Raw genomic sequence first — 17,984 nt, forward strand, 5'->3', positions numbered from 1 at the left:
GGCTGATCTAGTGCTATTTTATCAAGGCACTCTTTACTAAGTCCACTAAATAATTGGGGTTTTCCAGTCCCACCACTCCATCTCAGGAGTTTTTGTCGATCAACTGGATAGCTTGGGATCAAAGAGGCACATCCGCTAAAGGTTTGTAGGCAAAGAACTTACCAATTATCGAGCCGTTTTACTGCAACGCGGAAAAGTTCTATGACAATTGGTCAGCAGGCCCATCAGAAGTAATAAGCCCAAACGCAGCAAGACCGCGTGAGAAAGCCTGGAGGGAGGGCTCTCTCACACGGTCAGGTGCTTGAAGAGGAGGTACCGGAATCAATAAGCACATGCCGGGCCAAACACAGAAACTGCTATAATCCAGCGTTTTTCTGATTGAACAGGTAGCGAAATGGCAACCGCAAGTTGCGTGCAATCAACACGGCTACTTCGTACTGACGTCCACAACCGGGGTGGCCTCGCTAGGGGCCAGGACGATGTCCGTAGCTCGACAGCCAGCAGCGGGCTGACCGTCGTCGTTCAGATACCAGTGATCTTGCTGAGACTTGGCCTGGTAGCACCGAATAAAACGGCAACTTAAATCCTGAAAGAGCACATACTGCCCACAGCCGCCATGGTTGGTACTTTGATATCCGGCTCCGGCCATGCTCGGTGCATCGGAAAGTAGTGGGAGATGCGAACTTCCCTCGAATTGAATCTGCTGGATCTGGCCCGACGGCGTGCGGTAGCCGAGATTGTAGGCATAATCACCTGCCATGAGCTTGCGAAGCACATTGCCGGCAGCCCCATCGATTGCCAGATACTCCTCGCGATTGGGGATGTAGATGCGGATATGACCGCTGGCTACTTGATCCGCTAGAATCGTAGCAGGACAGACCACCAATTCAGCGAGTTCTTCTCGCGTGAGAATGCCATTCTCATAAAGTTCGACGACAAAATAGCCCGCATTCTGATCAGGCTTGATCTGCGGGAGCCGCCGAAAACGCTCGTTGAATTGCGTGAGAGCCGTACCCACTCGAAATTGATTTGCCTGACACTGGAGTAGTCGCGCCTCATCGCGGTTCTCCCGCAGAGCGGGCATCACCAAGGCTCCCAATGCCAAGAGCACACAGATTGCCGCACCTAAGTCGGCATACGTCCACCTGCGGCGAGAAGTGCACCCATCCCGCGACTCGCTCAGCGATGCAACGTGAGGCGCTGAGATGCAAAAGGACCTTGATCGCTTGATTGCATGCTCGACAAAGGAACAAGTCCGCGAGGCAAGTTTCGTCGGCGGAGTCGCTGCGGGTTCCGCTTCTTTACTGCTGGTCTCGAGACAGCTACGCAGATGATCCAGCTCTTCGACCAAAGCGGGGTCGTCTGCCAGTGCGTCTTCTACGGACTGGCGTTCCGCAGGGTCCAAGTCGTTCAGCAAGTAAGCCAGTAGTTGCTCTCTCATCGGACAGACGCTTTCGCACTCACATAACAAAAAACGAGCCCAGGGTGGTAGACCCTAGGCTCGTGTGAAAGATTTCTTAAACAGGCAAGGCACACTGCCGAGAGCGCGGCAATGCTCTTCACAATCTGTGCAGACCAACGAAGTCGACCCTTATTGGTGATTGGCGACTTGCAGATCGCGCCACGATTCGCCAAGGCGTTTGATCGCAGCGTGGAGTCGGCTCTTAACCGTTCCCACCGGTATCGACATAAGCTTGGCAGCATCACGGTATTTCATCCCCCGGAAATAGACCAGTTGGACGGCGTTTTGCAGCGGTTCGGGCAAGCCGGCCACTTCGTTGCGGACCCACTCAGCCTGTTCGCCACTCTCGACGGTGTCGTAAGGGTTGGCAGCGCTAGTTGCCACAACTTCCATCAGCGTACCAACTTCCTCTCCTCCAGCACTGTGGGATCGATCCAGGCTCAAGCGACGATGCCGCCGATTACGGCGTTGGGCGTCGATCGCCTGGTTCGTAGCGATCGTGTAAAGCCAGGGGCGAAATGCACGACCCAACTCAAACCGATCACACTTCATGTGCACTTGGAGGAAAGTGGTTTGAAACACATCCTCAGCCATCGAGGCATCGCCAAGATAGCGCTTCAGGTAATTGTACAACTCACGTTCATAGCGAGAGACCAACTCAGCAAATACTGAGGAATCTTCCGCCGCTTGGTACGAGGCGATTAGCTGCTCATCACTGAGACTAGCTACATCGCTTGTCGCACTTGTTTTCTTTAACTTTTCCTTAGGTTGCCTAACCATCTTTACGAACTCCTCATACCGAGAGTTCGACGCTAATCAGGAGAAAATCCTTTCTCCCTGCCGTCCAAAATAGGAATCCGCGTACCCTCGCAGCATACATGTGCGATTCCATGGGTGGCGGAACACCGGACTCTGCCGGCGGCAACTTTCGAACTCAGGTTTCCATTGTAGCCGCTTATTCCTTCTTAGGGGGTTGAAGCGGCATACGATTGGGGGATAGACCTTTGCTCAGCAGTTGCGTAGTGAATAGTTGCAACTCCTATGCCGAGAGGCCATATTATCGGTATTATGATACCGCTATCAGTTCCCGAAACCCTATGTGGCTAATCTGTTACGTAAATTGTGACTCTTGGGTTCGATGCTAGGAATTCACCCCCAGTCTGCCAATCTTGCAGATTTTGCCAGGATTTTGGCAGATTCTACTCTCAAATGTCCCGGGCAAAAGTGTCTGATTTTGCAACACTGGTCAAAAATCATGCACCTTGCTGGACAATTGAGTGGAAGCAGCCCAATTAGCGAGGATCACATAATATTTCCTGTTTTCCCGAAGGGTGGGTGGTCTGACGGCTTAATGGGGAAAGTAGCTCCACCGACTTTGCTTCCCACGGGTTCACCCACCTTTTTAATTTCGGCTACCTGACTCCTTCAAAACTTAGTGGCAATAGTATTCAAGTGAAAGGTTCAAAAACCCTAATACAAATCTACCATGCCGAGACTCACGTTACTCGTTGAGGCCTACAAAGTAGCTACAACCTTACCACCCGATTGCCGCTCACCTTGCGCACCAGCCCGCGCATCTCCAACACACTCACTGTCGCAAGCACCCTTTGTACAGGAATCTGAGTGTGAACGGTGATTTCGTCGATCAGTGAGCCTCCTTTTTCAATCGCCTGCAACACCTGCGTTTCGATTTCGTTCAGCGACAATTCCGCTGGATCGCGGATCGTAGTGCCATCGTCGCGGCGGGTCTCTTGTGACAGTGGGCCTAGCTCCTCAAGTACGTCGTCGATCGAGGTGACCAGCCGCGCGCCGTCGCGGATTAACCGGTTTGTGCCAGTCGCGAGTCGATTGTCCACTTGCCCCGGCACGGCAAACACTTGGCGATTCTGCTCCCCTGCATGGCGGGCCGTGATGAGAGCCCCCGACCGATCCGCGGCCTCCACCACGATGGTCCCCAGGGTGAGTCCGCTGATGATTCGATTTCGCTGCGGGAACATCCCGCTCAGCGGCGGCATCGTCGGTGCCGCTTCGCTCATGACGCAACCCTGAGCGGCGATCTCTTCCGAGAGTTGTTTGTTCTCAGGAGGGTAGGGGGCCAAAACTCCACTAGCAAGCACGGCAATCGTGCGTCCACCCGCCTTAAGCGCCCCGCGATGGGCAGCCGTATCAATTCCCCGAGCCATGCCACTGACCACCGTGAATCCCGCGTTGGCCAAGCTGGCCCCCAAGGTCTCAGCCTGTTTCAATCCATAGCGACTTGCATGGCGCGTGCCCACTATCGCTACCGCGAGACCATCGATTTCCTTGAGATCTCCCTTTACGAAAAGCACCGCCGGCGGGTCGGGGATCTCTTTCAAGAGTGCTGGATAGTTGGAACATCCCGGAGTGAGAATCGAGATGCTGTTTTCATCAGCAATGCGAAGTTGCTCGTCCACATCGATCTCAGCCCGAGCCGCAGCAATTCGTTTCGCAATTGTCGGCCCAATCCCGGGGACGCAAGTTAGCTCTCCCACCGAAGCCGAAAGCACTCGCCCAGCAGAACTAAAATGCGTGAGCAACCGCTGGATACCAAGTGGCCCCACCCCCGATACCATCGAGAGGCAGAGTTGATCACGAACTTGGGGGTCGGTATTTTCCACCAACCCATCTTACACACTGCGAATCCAAGTTTGGAGGGCTTTCATTGGTAAGACCTCGACATTCCAAAGGGACGGGCACCGACCCTCAGCGTCGGTCGGCGAGGCTGCGGGAATCGAATGAGAATACCGCAGCGGCAGAGTAGGTGATTCACTCTCTCCCGTGTCCACATCTCGGCCACGTACGGGGGGCGACATCAATCGTCATCTGGTGGCACTGTCACAGACGGAAGACCGCCCGCCAGCGATCGATTTTATCGCCGAGCGATGGCCTCTTCTTCAGCCACACATTCGCGAAGCAATCATCGCGCTGATTGATTGTGCCCCCACTTCGGACACATCCGATGGGGGTGCAACGTGAATCGTTCTACCGGGCCAACACACCCTCCTCCAGTTGTGACAGAACTCGACGAGCTTATCCGTCGAGGGCTCCGGTACCCAACATGGTCAGCTTCATCGACTGTCACCCTCAAGCATTCTCGGGCGATCGCTTGGTGACTCTTAGCCATCACCTATCAACGCAATCACTCATGAACCTTGAGTTGTGAATGGCGAATGGATAGAAGAAGATTTTGACCTGCTAATACCGGCGTTTCTGGCCATCGCTCTTGAAGTTGTCGTTTTCACGGTAGATCCCGTCCCAGACTTCGCCGTAGACAGTCCTATCCAGCGTAAAGGAATAAGATTTACGACGACCTGTTCTCCCCTTGGACAACTTAGCATAGGTCTCTTCGGCCAATGGGTGACCCGCTGCCGCAAGCTTCCCAAAGAGTTCTACGGCTTCATTTCGCTGCTTAAATGTGCCTTCTCCGTTGTATAAGCAGAACGCATATTGAAGACCACAATCGCTGCTTCCAAGGAAATAGCCCTTCATCCACGTCGAATATGCCGCCTCTTCCCACCCCAACATTTCGCAATTAAATAGTCGATACGTTGGATCATCTCGACCATCCTCTAAGGTTTTTTGTCTCTCCTCGAACGCTTCTATTTCTGCGATTATTTTCGACAGATGCTTGTGCTCGTAAAGTCGACATCCGTAGTGAAATGCTGCTTCGGGATGACCTGCTTTCGATGCCAGGGCGAACAACCAAGTTGCCTCTTCATGGTCCTCGGGAACTCCTTCTCCATTTTCATAGGCCATTGCCATGGCGAACTGAGCCATCGCGTCGTTCCCATCTGACGCTTGCCGGAGATACTTCATGCCAAGATCTAAGTCCTTTCGGACTCCTCGACCAGTGAGATAGCACTTTGCTAAGCTCCCGGTAGCGTGTGAGTAATTATTATCCGATGCTTGTTTAAACAATTTCCACGCCTCATTTTTATCTTTCGCAACTCCAAGGCCGCCATCGTAACAAAGCCCAAGGAGCCAGATGCTCCGCGGATAGCCCTTAAAGGCTCCAATTTTAAAATGCTTGAAGCCAGCTTCCATTGCTTCCTTGCATCCATCACCCCATACAAGATACATACCCCAAAGAATTCGACCGTACTTCTCGTCTTCGTCCGCTCTTTTCTTACACGATGTATGCAGCACATTCTGAAGTCTCTTTTTCGTTTGAAGAGGCGTTTCAATCGCGAATTTGTTCAAGTAGTGGTCGCACTGGCGTTCGTATGCGAGGGCTTCAAAAATTGCCTCTTGCCGTAAATCCTCCCCAATAATCCAAACGCCCGTGAGTTCGGTTAGCTCTTTGTCTGTGAGCTTTTCAAAATTCAAACGCTCCGATAAAGCGTCTTGTCCTTCGGATTCTTGTAGCAGCGTACATAATAGGAGCCCGACTAGACCAAGCATCGCTAGTGCACGCAAACGATAGAGTGAAGTTCTGATCATAGTTTGACTCCAGTACTGAGGGGAAAGGAAGGATCAACGTAAATGTGTTGCAGCAACATATGTCACCGCACATGTCGATGCGTACGACCAATCGCATGGCCCTGCGAGCAAACGAAACCGTAAACGGCAATAGCAAGAATGATCGCGACCAAAATCAGACCATTGGTGGCATAAAACGCATCGAGGTTTGTTGTGATTACGCCTACGACCAAATGCATCACTGTCGCTGCGGCGATCGCAGCTAAGAGACCGCAGTAGACGAGAATCCAAATCTGTAAGGCCATACTTGCCAGGGGGGCGATGATTGCTATCGACACTCCTTGTTGACTGATCACAAAAGCGGAGAGGGCGAAAAGTGCAAAAGGAGCGATTTTCTTGGTACGAGTGACAATCGTGAACACCACAAGCAGCACGACCAGCCCGAAAGTCCAGAGCATTTCCCGTGTGTGGACCGCAACGACAAATCCTAAGAGCGAGCGCACATTACCCATCGTTGCTTCAGGGTCAGTCGGGATTCTACCGAGCCACCAGCCGTTGGCCCGTTCTAGGATCGCGAATCCTATGCCGAACGAGACTCCGACGAGCAAATCACGACCAACTCGGGGGTCTGTGAATGAACCTCGAAGCAGTCGCGTCCAGGAGATTAGCAGACTGGGCCAATAACGTCGGGCAAGCGGCTCAATGCCCATATACACAACCCACGCGATGACCGCAGCGCCGCTACCTACCGCCCCCGCAAACAACAGCAATCCCATTTCAAACGGTGGTTGTACATGGGTCGCCAGCATGAGATTGGCAATAAAGGTCACGCAGCCGATGTAGATCGCAAAATAGCGAGCGCCGCGTCGATCACCTCGGCCACGCCGATAGTGATACCAGGCCAACAGAAATGGAACCAAATCAACGACCACGTAAATCCATCCCATGATGACGTGATCCTTGCTCGCCTTGCCGCTGATGGACGTATTCGTCGACATCACTTCAAAGAACACAGGCTTCCCTCGATAGGAGGCTACCTGAACTTTGAGCGGGACGTCTGAATTGGGCCAGTTACCTTCCCACGCTTGATATTGGTCAAATGCATCGGGCGGCCGGCCCTGCCAGGTTGCGGGTTGCAAAGAACTCAGATCAATTCCCGTAATCGACTCATCGAACCACTCCAACCATTCAGGCGGGCTTTCTAATTCAGCTTCAGCGATCTCAGCCGCTGGGATCGCACGAAACCACCGTAATTGTCCGGTCGGCGTGAGATGCACGCCGTTCATTTCAGGTACGGTCCAGGGTGGCGACCATTCGTTTGCGCGATTCCAACTAAGCCACATTTCCCTCCAGAACTCGTTCACGAAGAAATCCTCAGGACTCTCGCGATACCAGTACGTCAACCCGTGCAGTGGCCCAGTCTGTATGAGATCCGTGCGACTTGACGATGGTGACTCCTCCGCTTGGGATTCAACGGTGCGGAGTTCGCGTTTTCGGTTAGCGAAGCCATCGACGCTATTGCGTTGTTCCTCAATGCCCAGATGCCGCAAGATTTCCCGAGCTTGATGGCGTAACACCGGTGCAGGCCAGTCGTCGGCTCCAATCGCCTGAATGTGCGAAGTTCTAGGTATCACAATGAATGCGAGCACGAGCAGAGTGAGTATTCCGATTAGGTAGCTCGTCGCTACTGTGGGCGAAAGTATGCCAGTGCCCCCCGATGCTGCGACCAACTCTGGCAATGGAGTTTCTCCAGCGGCAATCGCTGCATCTAAAGGTTGGCCACCTGGCAGAGCTGCAGCAATGGCACTGACTGATTTAGGGCGATTGACTGGATCGGGGTCCAAACAGCGTGAGATGATTCGGTCGACGGACGGATCAATATCTTCGACGATATCTTTGGCGTCGCGTGGCGCGGACGAGTCTTCGTGAAGTTGCTGTAACTCCGCAAGGGAAGATGCTTGATGAGTCGTTTTTCCGGTAAAGAGTTCAAAGAGGACAAGGCCCAGCGAGTAAATGTCGCTCCCAGCACTCGACTGGCCACGCAGCAACTGTTCGGGAGCCATGTAAGCCGGGGTTCCCGACATTCCCGCAACGTTCTCGCCGTCAGTTGTTACTGTTGCCAGTCCAAAGTCTGTAATCCTAACCTGACCCTGCCCATCGATCATGATGTTGGCCGGTTTCAAGTCTCGATGCAGTACACCCTGGGCATGCGCAGCAGCCAAACCGGCGCACAACTGTTGGGCGATCTGAATCCCCTTATCGTTGGGGAGACGACCAATGCGATGCAACAATGCCTTAAGATCTTCACCGTCAATGTATTCCATCGAGATGAAGAACTGCCCATCGACTTCGCCGATGTCGTACACCCGACAGACGTTGGGGTGAGATACTTGCCGAGCTAGCTTGACTTCTTTGTGAAAATAGTCCAATCGCTTTTGGTCTTTGGCGAGTTCCGAAGGCAGAAATTTCAGGGCGACGGGTTGCCCCAGTCGCAAATCGTCAGCCCGATACACATCGCCCATGCCACCGCTGCCAAGCAGCGACACGATGCGAAATCGGTCAGCTATCTTTGTCCCCGGCAGAAATCGTCCGTGGTAGGACGACGAGTCGGACAGGCCGGGCCCCGTCGCGTTCCCTGCGAAGGTTGCTGTCACGTCAAACCGGGCTGCGGGTCGATCCAAGTAGCTCTCTGGATCGTCATGGGCCGCCAAGAGTGCAGCGACACGGCGACGCAGGTTGTGGTCTGCTTGGCAAGCCTGATTCAAAAACGCTTGACGATCCTCCGAAGACTGGATGTCGATCGCCTGCAAGAAGATGTCTCTGGCTCTATTTGATTGATTTGTCATAACGCATTTCCAAGGCTGACTCGCTGACTTGCTTCGAATTGCTGATCGCCACGACTATAGAGGGGCTCTCCAAATCTGGAGTTTCGAGGACTTGGGTGGAGGCGCGAGACCTTGTCCGATCAAGGTAGATCCATCTGGCGAAAACTGCATAGAGCCCACATCAACTTTCGGATACAGCGTTGCCAGTTCTCTCCCTGTTGCAACATGCCAAAGCTTAACCATCCTATCGTCCGCATAACTTACTAGCGTCTTCCCGTCGGGCGAGAAATCAATGCTGTGAACTCCCCGTCGGTGACCGCGTAGTGTGAACACCAGTGACTTGCTTGCGACATTCCAAACCTTGATCGTCGCGTCAAAGCTGGCGGTCGCAACGTACCTTTCGTCAGGCGAACACGCTACGCCAACGATCTGCCGAATGTGTTCGCAGTCAAACTCAGCGAGCAGCCTGCCGGAAAGGTCCCACACTCTTGCGACACCTGAATTAGAGTCAAGTGCGCTTCCAGCGCCGACTACGATGCCACCAGAGCCAACCGCGAGTGGCAACAGTGGAACGTTCGACTGACGCTTGAGGCCATGCTTCCAAGATGCGACAACTTGATGCGTGGTGAGATCGATCAAGCTCATTTGTGATTCATTGGCGATAGCCGCGGTCGTTCCGTTAGCCGCCGCACCGATCTTGGTGTCGTCGGGCAGGCTAATCGTCTTGGCTGGTTGCCAGGTATTTGTGTTCCAAAAAGTGAATTCGTGCCCAAGACTTGGCCCCTTAAGAGACCAACTGATTTTCGCCGTAATCAATTCGGACTGATCTGGCAATTCGTGAACCGCAACCCCCTTTATGCTGGAGACAACCTCAAATGTCTCTGGATTCCTAATCGTGGTCGTGAAGAATGGAGTCGGTGTTGCCATCCATTTGCTGCTCTTCGAATAGACAATCGGCGCAGGCCCCAAGCCCTGATTGATCGTCGTACTGTTAGTGCTGCGATTCGCACTCCAGATGAGAATCGACTTGTCTTGGCTTCCCGACGCCAAATGCTGCCCGTCTGCCGTTATGGCAACCGAAAATACTTCATCGCCGTGACCATACAGCCTCGCAATTGGTTCAAATTCCGGCACGGACCACATGGAAACGTCGTGGTTGTAGCTTCCGGTGACCAAGAAATCTCCATCCCGCGACATCATCATTTGATTTGTTCCAACCGCATCTTTTGGAAATGGGCGTTCCCAGTCCGCATTCTTAGCTCGGTACACTACGGGAGGAATCCCACGCGCCCGAACGACAAGCCCTTTGCCTCCTGCAAACAGCGCCGCAAGGGCCCGAGGGCTCCTAAAGAGGCCAAAGGTTGACCTTACTTCGGCCGGCAAGTCGACCGTTGTCTGTATCGTTGCATCGGCGACGTTCCACACTCTGACGACATCGCCCTGAATCCATCCAAACGCCTCGCCATCTGGTGAAAAGACGACATCGGCTGGCCGTTTGAGTTGATAGAACTCGTGCGCCTCGCTCGTCGCGTGGTTCCAACGAACAAGCTTTCCGTCAGTCAAGACGAGAATCGAATAGTTCTCCCGAGGTGAGAAAGCAAAGTGCTGGACGCCCTCCTGAACACCCCCGGTCGGCTCAAATGTTTCTGGATCCAACAGCTCCAGCCTTGCATCGTCATTCAATAATCCGATGAATCCATCGTAGGAAAAGCCGATGTCCTTGACGTTTTCCCATTGCCGCAGCATCGTCTTGTTTCGCCAGTCCCACAGAATGGTTTCGTTGTAACCTCTTGACAGTAATAGTCGACCGCTCGGCGAGAACGCGAGCCGATTGATGATGCTGGTATGCCCGACCAGCTTAAACAGGTGGTCGCCCTTTGCTTTTTGGTTAAAATACCTCCATTCCCAGCCGCGCAAGTCCGACTCGCCTGGTCTTGGCATTTGGTATTGAAGCAGTGCCCGAGCAGCCCCGAGACTGCCGTCTGCCAGATAGTTGTTCACAGCCTTCATATCAGCCGCGTATAGATTAAGCCGTGCCTTCTCCCTCTCCTCGCTGACTCGCTGCCGTTCGGTCTCGGCCAATTGACGTTGGCGTTTCTCCTCATCGCGAGCTTGTTCAGCCGAGGCGGTTGCGAATTCGGCCTGCGTGAGGGCCGACTGCGCATCCCGCTTGGACCGAGTCGCCTGCACTGCCATCACCGAGCAAATCACAGCAGTTGCCAACAGCAAGACGACGATACCGCTGGCTGCTGCAATGAAGCTGCGGTGTTTGGACGCGAACTTTTGCAGCAGATACCATGTGCTCGGCGCGACGGCGCTGACCGGTTCATTCCGAAGATGCCGTTGTACGTCCGCGCGAAGGGCATCGGCCGTATCGTATCGACGCGAGCGGTCCTTTTCGAGGGACTTCATCACGATCCAATCCAGTTCACCTCGTACCAATCGGCCGATCTGGTGCTCACTCGTGCTCCGCTGCTGACAGACGAGCGGTAGGCGATCGCCAAGTGTGCTCAGCCGGGTACTGGGCTTGGGTGACTCCTGTTCCTGAATGATCCGCAGCATCTCAGCGTAACCAGCCATCCGTAACGCTTCGGCCTCGATCGGGGTCGTCCCTGTGAGCAATTCATACAGCAATACACCGAGTGAATAAATGTCGCAGCGAGTATCGACATCCAGACCGCTCATCTCCGCTTGCTCGGGGCTCATGTACTGCGGAGTTCCTACCATTTGCCCATAGCGCGTGAATAAAGTTTTTTCGGTGAGCCGCTGCGAGATCGCTTTCGAGATACCAAAGTCGATGACCTTCGGGATCGGTATGCCGTCGTGCAGGGTCACCATGACGTTCGAGGGTTTCAAATCACGGTGGATTACACCCTTATGGTGCGCGTGCTGCACTGCGGAGCAGACAGTCACAAACAACTCCAACCGTTGCCGAGTAGTGAGTCGATTTCCATCGCAGAACTCCGTAATCGAAACACCCTTGACCAGTTCCATGACAAAGTAAGGTCGACCACTCGAAGTGGCGCCGGCGTCGAGCACTTTGGCAATGTTGGGATGATCCATCAATGCCAGCGCTTGACGCTCCGCCTCAAATCGCGCAATCACCTCCCGCGTATCCATACCAGGCTTGATGATCTTCAACGCCACTTGTCGGCGCACTGGCTCCTGCTGCTCCGCCATGTAAACCATGCCAAAGCCGCCTTGACCTATTTCCTGCAGCAGCTTGTAGGTGGCAATGAGCGTACCGGGCTTCTCGGACGAATCAACAACTCTTGCTGCCGGCGTGAGGTGGTCCTCTGTCTCCACGGGGTCGAATTTCACCGCTGGTCGGTCGAGGTAGCTTTCCGGTTCGTCGTTGGCTGCGAGCAGAGCTTCCACGCGGCGACGGAGATTGGTATCTGCCTCGCAAGAGTCATCTAAGAAAGCTTGACGATCTGTGGCAGACTCGATATCGATCGCCTGCCAGAAAATATCTTTCGCATTGTGGGCTTGGTCAGACATGATGAATATCCAAGTATGATTTGTTGAGAACTTTGTATTTTCTGATCGACACTCGTCTAGGGCGACAGCAACGGTATCGGTGTCTGCAAGTTACTCTGGCTTTTTATCGTCCGACAATTCGCACTGCAACCACGCGCGGGCAAAAGACCAGTGCCGATAGGAATTGGCGCGTGAAAGATCCAAAGCGTTGCCTGCTTCTTCAACGGACAAGCCAGCGAAGTAGCGTAGTTTTACGATTTCACCTGCCAATTGGTCTTCTTCGGAAAGCCGGTCAAGCGCTTCGCTAATCGCCAGCACTTCATGGGGCCGAGCGCTCATCGCGATATCACAGTTCTCCAAATCTACGCGATCTCGCTCGCCACCATGCTTATGTCGAGACTTGCGACGCGCATTCTCGACCAGAATACGCCGCATCGATTCGGCTGCAGCGGCGAAAAAGTGGCCGCGATTGTCCCAATGGGGGCCGCTGTTGGCTCCTACCAAGCGTAAGTATGCCTCGTGAACTAACGCCGTCGCATCGAGTGTCTGCCCTGGTTTTTCGCGGGCCATTTTCTGCTTAGCGAGACGTCGCAGCTCGTCATATACCAGCGGCAACAATTGCTGTGATGCACCAGAGTCACCCTTAGCTGCAGCGGACAGGATGTTCGTGATATCGTTCATGCAATTTGGTGTGAGTGAAAGTTCGATGGGAATCGGCGAGAATCTATTAAACTCCGTAGGACATGGCTTGCAAGTAGTCGCCTTCAGCAAGAATATCCGATTGAGGCGGTGTCTAAGGGATGGCGCTGAGCAAGCGAAACAATTCAAACGGGCTCAAGTCTGCAATCGTTTCGAAGGAAGTCCTGAGACGTTCTCCTGCAGAAACGAGTTGGCCCCACGACAGGAACAAGACTCCAGCAGCTGCTGCAAGAGCGGTTATCGCAGAAATGGCATCAGATGCCGTACTCGTGACTACGGCCAGCTTGATGGAAGACAGCTCTGCTTCAGCAGCAACTTGTTCCGGTGTGAATCGGAGCAAATCATCGAGTTTCAGAATGTCGTGAACTACGAGGTCTACCGTCGCCGGATCCTCCAAGTTTTCCCTGATAGCGAAATCGGCAGTGGGCGAGGCTTGTGCTAGGGTCGCGAGCATTATGTAATCCCTGAAGGCTGATATTGCAGGATATTAGCGAATACACAGGTCAATGCGACTTCCGAGATCGGTTTGTCTCAAAAAACTTGATTCTTGCTCGCTAAAACTCAGATCTGGAAATCCCTGCACCAGCTTTCGTCTCGATACGTGCCTAAGGAGGACTCCTTCGGCTGTCTTCTTGCGGAGAAGTTGATCACCCATTGGTCACCGTGACCAAGCAACTCGTTAGTCGTGACGGTGATGTTCGAAGTGTACGCTTGGTGGCGTCGTGTGGCAGACCGTACATTTTGAGATTGTTCCCGAGTAGCCCTGCAATTCGATCGCTTGCAAATTGTCTTGCGGTGTGACCGCTGGACCTATTGCATGCGGGCTGCCGTGGCAGGCGGCACAATGGACGCCGCCATGCCCATGGGAATCTTTGAACAATTTGCCGGGTTCCTCGAAATCAAACTCCGGTTGACGCGATTTGTGGCAACTACCACAGGTTGGCTCATCTACCCAAGGGATACGATTGAGATCGGCTACCGCTGTCATGTTGCCATGGCATGACGTACAGTAAATGCCCTTGGCAAAATGGACATCCCGTTGGCAGTTCGTTTGGAAGCCGGGGTGACAAGCATAGCACTCATTTGTCAGTCCCATGGCAAAGACCGGTTGCATACGGGACGCGTGCGATCCGTGCATTGCCTCTGACAGCGATTTCACACCAGGAATACCAATCGTTCCCAAAGCGGGGTCGAAATGGCATGAGGCACACAGCACCGCACCGCCGCCAAACAATTGGGTGTTGTGTTTTTGGTCGTGCTTCATGAGAATGTCAGCGTCTACCATGGGCCCGGGTAATCCTGGAGCGTGGCAGATATTGCAGCTTATTTCCCATGAAACGGGAACCACTGCGTGGGTGAGGGCCAACACCTTCCCTTCGGACTCTACCGAGATTTCGCCAAGTGGATACGGGTTGAGTACCCCGTTGTCGGTGATCGGAGTGAGCGGAATGCCCGTGGCCGCCCAATCGTTCGCCCCGGTGGGGGCCATCTTGCCCTGTAGACTATTTCCTGTGAGTCCCACGTCGGGCGTTAAGTTCACTCCGAAGAGCTGAGGAGCGTACTGCCAAAAGTTTGTCTTCGGAGCCGATGTTGTGTTGTTGGTAATCCGATACTTGACCTCGACGCCGCTGCGAACAATCGTGGGTTCGCGTCCTCTGCGAATCACCTGGGCATGGAGATTGTTGTAGGGCGGCAGGATGCAAAGTTGCGAAAAGTCCTGATTCATGCAATGCATTCCAAGATCGTTGTAGCCAATTACCACATAGCTGCCATTTTGAGGGAACCTTGGTCGCCGGGAGGGTCGGTAGGGGGGGCGGTAGGACGGTCGATTGCTTTGAACAGTAACTCTTTGATCATCCTCAGGTGATTGACCAAACAAGAGAGCAGAAGTCGTAAGAAGACCGAAGTAACATCCAAGAAGGGAAATGACTAATTGGCGCCAACGCACTTTGCCAGTTCGGTCCAGGCCAAAGACTGATCTTCGCTTTTTGTACAACTTGTCTTCTCCCGAAAGTCTTGATTCGAACATTTTTACGAGATCTGCAACCATCCGGCCAAAACTGGGTGCTATCGAATCTGCATTGGACGAAAAGATTGCTAGAGGTGAGCTGTAGCACATGGTTGCGAACGCTTATGGGGAAAAGGGCAGCCCTCTGCTTGGGAGGCAGCTCTTCATTAATGTGTAGCCGAAAGTGAAATCCGCCTCCGCCACATTTTTCTAGGATTTTTTGAATCCGTTAAAGTGATCGAGCAGTTGATGCCTCAATTCTTCCTAAATCAGGAGAACCTAGTTTCTTTGCGCGGCATTGATTTCTTGAGCCCACGCGTTAATCAACAGCACTGCCAACTCAAAAAGACCACGCCTACGGTAGTTATTCGCAAGAAACCGCGCCGAAATCAGCCATTTCGGGGTGCCAGAACGCGAGGTGCAGAGACACCAATTGAGTAGACTCAAATTGTAACCCGCGTCCCTGGAAGCCTTTAGTCGTTGATGCATGACGACTTACAGAAATAGAGAGTCGAGGCGGCGGGAATTGGCCTCGCCGCAGGTGTCGATGCAACCTCGGGGAGATTTATTGTCGGAAATCGCGAACTGCGTGTTGCGCCCCAGAGTTTCGAAAGTAGGCGTTTAGACTTACGCTAGCTATTAGTCGTCAGTTGTTAGCCAGTCCTCGAATCCTCGTCCCCAGCCAAGTATATTCTAGATGCTATTGATTAGAGTGAAGTGGTCGGTGGACAGTAACATGTTGGCAGGGCAACGCCCGCGAGGCACTCATCACTCTCCCCTCTATCTTCCTGCAGTCAGTGCCGTTCGCGGCTTTTCAATCTTCGCTACGGTCTTTCGTAGGATGGCGTGCTTGCACCCATCTTTTGATTCGTAAGCTAATGCAGATGAGTGTACCTGCTGGCCGAAATATTTCCGAAGCGTTGAGCATCCTTTAGCCAGCAGAACCACCCATCTTACCCTCAGCGACTCTGCGGTGAAAATCTTCCCCCAGTCCTCAGATCTTAGTCCCCCCCACAATTAGCCCAGCGATCCAGGGCTCACGCCCAAATCGACAATGCTGCATGCCACAATCGGATTGAGACCTAACTCTCGTGCAGTCTCAACCAACTCGTCACTTTCGCTACCTGGGTTGAGCCACAACTCATCGCAACCCTTGGCGGCGATCTCGGGAAGCAGTTTCAAGCCAACCGCAGGGGGAACATACAGGCTGATCCGGTCAAGTCGCTCGGCGGGGACCTCGGCGAGCGATTGATAAGTAGTCAATCCCTCAATTTCGCCACCTTTGGGATTGATTGGAAACACCTCATATCCTTGGGCCAGGTGTGCCCGCACGGACTTGTTGCCGAATTTGCTGCGGTCGGCACTGGCACCGATGATGGCGACGGTAGGGCGAGACATGGGGTGACCTTCGATATTGGAGGAATGGGATTGGGAAAGAAGCCGCCATTCTAGTTTGAAGGGGATCCAAGGAGTAGGTATCCTCATCGTTGACCGACTCTCCGAGTCGGAAATATCCAACAAGGAGAGTCGGGCAACATTGGCCGGTATTTCCGCGCAAACCGTCAGCAACCGACTAACCGCCGATTCCCGCTAAAATCCCGCAAAAAGTTGCTGCCTGATGGCGCGGCAATTATACTTGTGGTAGGCCTTTTTGTTCCCAACCGTCTACGACGAACAGAGAATCTATGTTTGGCGCCTCTACGAATATTCGTTTGTTTTCTGGCTCGCGCTATGTGGCGTTTGCTACGTGCTTGATCGCACAACTGGCCCTGTGCAATTTCCTCGCTGCGCAAGAGTCAGTCGACGTTGCTGCCGCTGGACCTCAGTTTGCCCCCGGTGTGTTGACGACGATCGCACCTGACCTGGAGCCTGCTGACACGCTCAATGTGCATGACATGGTAGAAGTGCGGGCCATTAAAGATCTCAAACGTACACCGAACATACTTTCAGAGAGTCGCACGCTGTATGAGATGACCCGAGACGCGGAGTTTCGCCAAAGCGTTTGGTGTCTAGAATTTTCGTTCAAACCACTACGGATGATGTGGGTAGATGTCCCTCAGCCATCCCTGAAAATGCAACGCAAACTGATTTGGTACATGGTTTACCGCGTCCGCAATACGGGAGCGGGCCTCGTCCCCCAGCTGGACAAAGACGGTACCTTCACGACGGTCGAAAAGTCACTAGGACCACAGCGGTTCATCCCACAGTTTTTTCTCACCAGTCTGGATCGCGATTCCACAGGCGAGCCTGTCCGCAAATCCTATATGGATCGGATTCTCCCTTCGGCAGTTGAGGCCATCGCCCGCCGCGAACTTCCGCAGGGGCAGCTCCTTAATAACGTGGAGATCTCCGAGCAGCTTTTGGAGCCTGAACAGGGCCGCTCCGTGGGTGGCTTGTGGGGCGTGGCGACTTGGGAAGATGTGGACCCCGAGATCGATTTTCTAGCGATTTATGTGCGAGGCCTTACCAATGCCTATCGCTGGGAGGATCAGCCAGATTTCCCCGTCGGAGCCGCCCCCGGTGAGGGCAGAATCTTCGAGCGCAAGGTCTTGCAGTTGAATTTCTGGCGTCCCGGCGACTCCTACGCCGAGAATGAGACCGAAATCCGGTTCGGATCGGCCCCTGGATTTGCAGGGTATTATGGCACACCGGAAGGCGTTGCCTATCAGTGGATTTACCGGTAGAATCGACGGGCTACAGGTCATCAATTGGGCAGCATACAGTCTTGCTGCTGCGAGACCCCGAACCCCTCAATTCAACAATCGTGGTTTGCCATGGCTCATAAAAAAGGACAAGGTTCCAGTCGCAACGGTCGTGATTCCAACGGTCAGCGTCGTGGAGTAAAGCGTTTCGGCGGCGAAAAGGTTATTGCCGGTAACATTCTCGTGCGTCAATTGGGCAACAAGTTTCACCCCGGCAAGGGTGTTGGCCAGGGGAAAGATTACACTCTCTTTGCCATCGTCGATGGCGAGGTCATGTTCGACCGCGAAGGTCGTCGAATCAACGTCCTCCCCGTCGCCTCCTGACTCTTGCAAGCCCCGCCCTGAACGAGCTAAGCGGGACTTGCCAA

Annotated in this window: 13 protein-coding genes and 1 pseudogene; 3 read left to right on the top strand and 11 right to left on the bottom strand. The window is 53.6% G+C overall.

Translation table 11 applies throughout. The features are described from left to right. Nucleotides 1-427: 427 nt before the first annotated feature. From Pla144_RS05245 to dprA, 3 genes are all read right to left on the bottom strand, one after another. Complete coding sequence (locus tag Pla144_RS05245) at nt 428-1,441, bottom strand: hypothetical protein (protein WP_146448466.1); 1,014 nt, start codon at nt 1,439-1,441, stop codon at nt 428-430. 150 nt (nt 1,442-1,591) lie between these two features. Beyond that, entirely contained in the window at nt 1,592-2,242 is a 651-nt protein-coding gene (locus tag Pla144_RS05250; RefSeq protein ID WP_146448468.1) for an RNA polymerase sigma factor, read from the bottom strand. A 746-nt stretch (nt 2,243-2,988) separates the two neighbouring features. Then, nucleotides 2,989-4,101 carry a DNA-processing protein DprA gene (gene dprA, locus Pla144_RS05255; RefSeq protein ID WP_197530396.1) on the bottom strand — a complete coding sequence of 371 codons (1,113 nt, stop codon included), beginning with the start codon at nt 4,099-4,101 and terminating at the stop codon, nt 2,989-2,991. Nucleotides 4,102-4,261: 160 nt separating this feature from the next. Between dprA and Pla144_RS05260 the strand changes: the two genes are divergently transcribed. Then, nucleotides 4,262-4,459: a hypothetical protein gene (locus Pla144_RS05260; protein WP_146448470.1), complete on the top strand. Its 198-nt coding sequence runs from the start codon at nt 4,262-4,264 to the stop codon at nt 4,457-4,459. Between the two features lie 219 nt (nt 4,460-4,678). On the opposite strand, the gene Pla144_RS05265 is transcribed toward Pla144_RS05260, so the two are convergent. From Pla144_RS05265 to Pla144_RS05295, 8 genes and pseudogenes are all read right to left on the bottom strand, one after another. Continuing rightward, nucleotides 4,679-5,923, bottom strand: coding sequence for a tetratricopeptide repeat protein (locus Pla144_RS05265; protein WP_146448472.1), 1,245 nt, complete (start codon nt 5,921-5,923; stop codon nt 4,679-4,681). A 62-nt stretch (nt 5,924-5,985) separates the two neighbouring features. After that, nucleotides 5,986-8,748 carry a serine/threonine-protein kinase gene (locus Pla144_RS05270; protein ID WP_146448474.1) on the bottom strand — a complete coding sequence of 921 codons (2,763 nt, stop codon included), beginning with the start codon at nt 8,746-8,748 and terminating at the stop codon, nt 5,986-5,988. A gap of 54 nt (nt 8,749-8,802) precedes the next feature. Beyond that, complete coding sequence (locus Pla144_RS25450; RefSeq protein ID WP_391580959.1) at nt 8,803-9,930, bottom strand: WD40 repeat domain-containing protein; 1,128 nt, start codon at nt 9,928-9,930, stop codon at nt 8,803-8,805. 579 nt (nt 9,931-10,509) lie between these two features. Further along, nucleotides 10,510-12,228, bottom strand: a pseudogene (locus tag Pla144_RS25455) (protein kinase domain-containing protein); the annotation flags it as partial. Between the two features lie 90 nt (nt 12,229-12,318). Then, entirely contained in the window at nt 12,319-12,888 is a 570-nt protein-coding gene (locus Pla144_RS05280) for an ECF-type sigma factor (RefSeq protein WP_146448479.1), read from the bottom strand. Between the two features lie 112 nt (nt 12,889-13,000). Continuing rightward, on the bottom strand, nt 13,001-13,360 hold the full coding sequence (locus Pla144_RS05285; protein ID WP_146448481.1) for a hypothetical protein: 360 nt from the start codon (nt 13,358-13,360) through the stop codon (nt 13,001-13,003). 225 nt (nt 13,361-13,585) lie between these two features. After that, complete coding sequence (locus Pla144_RS05290; protein ID WP_146448483.1) at nt 13,586-14,632, bottom strand: hypothetical protein; 1,047 nt, start codon at nt 14,630-14,632, stop codon at nt 13,586-13,588. A 1,299-nt stretch (nt 14,633-15,931) separates the two neighbouring features. Then, entirely contained in the window at nt 15,932-16,312 is a 381-nt protein-coding gene (locus Pla144_RS05295) for a CoA-binding protein (protein WP_146448485.1), read from the bottom strand. 287 nt (nt 16,313-16,599) lie between these two features. On the opposite strand from Pla144_RS05295, the gene Pla144_RS05300 reads away from it, so the two are divergent. Together Pla144_RS05300 and rpmA are read left to right on the top strand one after the other, a co-directional pair. Further along, nucleotides 16,600-17,598, top strand: a complete 999-nt coding sequence (locus tag Pla144_RS05300) for a hypothetical protein (protein ID WP_146448487.1) — start codon at nt 16,600-16,602, stop codon at nt 17,596-17,598. 90 nt (nt 17,599-17,688) lie between these two features. After that, nucleotides 17,689-17,940 (top strand): 50S ribosomal protein L27, encoded by a 252-nt coding sequence (rpmA, locus tag Pla144_RS05305; protein WP_146448489.1) that lies wholly within the window; start codon nt 17,689-17,691, stop codon nt 17,938-17,940. The last annotated feature ends 44 nt before the right edge of the window (nt 17,941-17,984 follow it).

This window comes from Bythopirellula polymerisocia (genome assembly GCF_007860015.1).
GTDB lineage: Bacteria > Planctomycetota > Planctomycetia > Pirellulales > Lacipirellulaceae > Bythopirellula > Bythopirellula polymerisocia.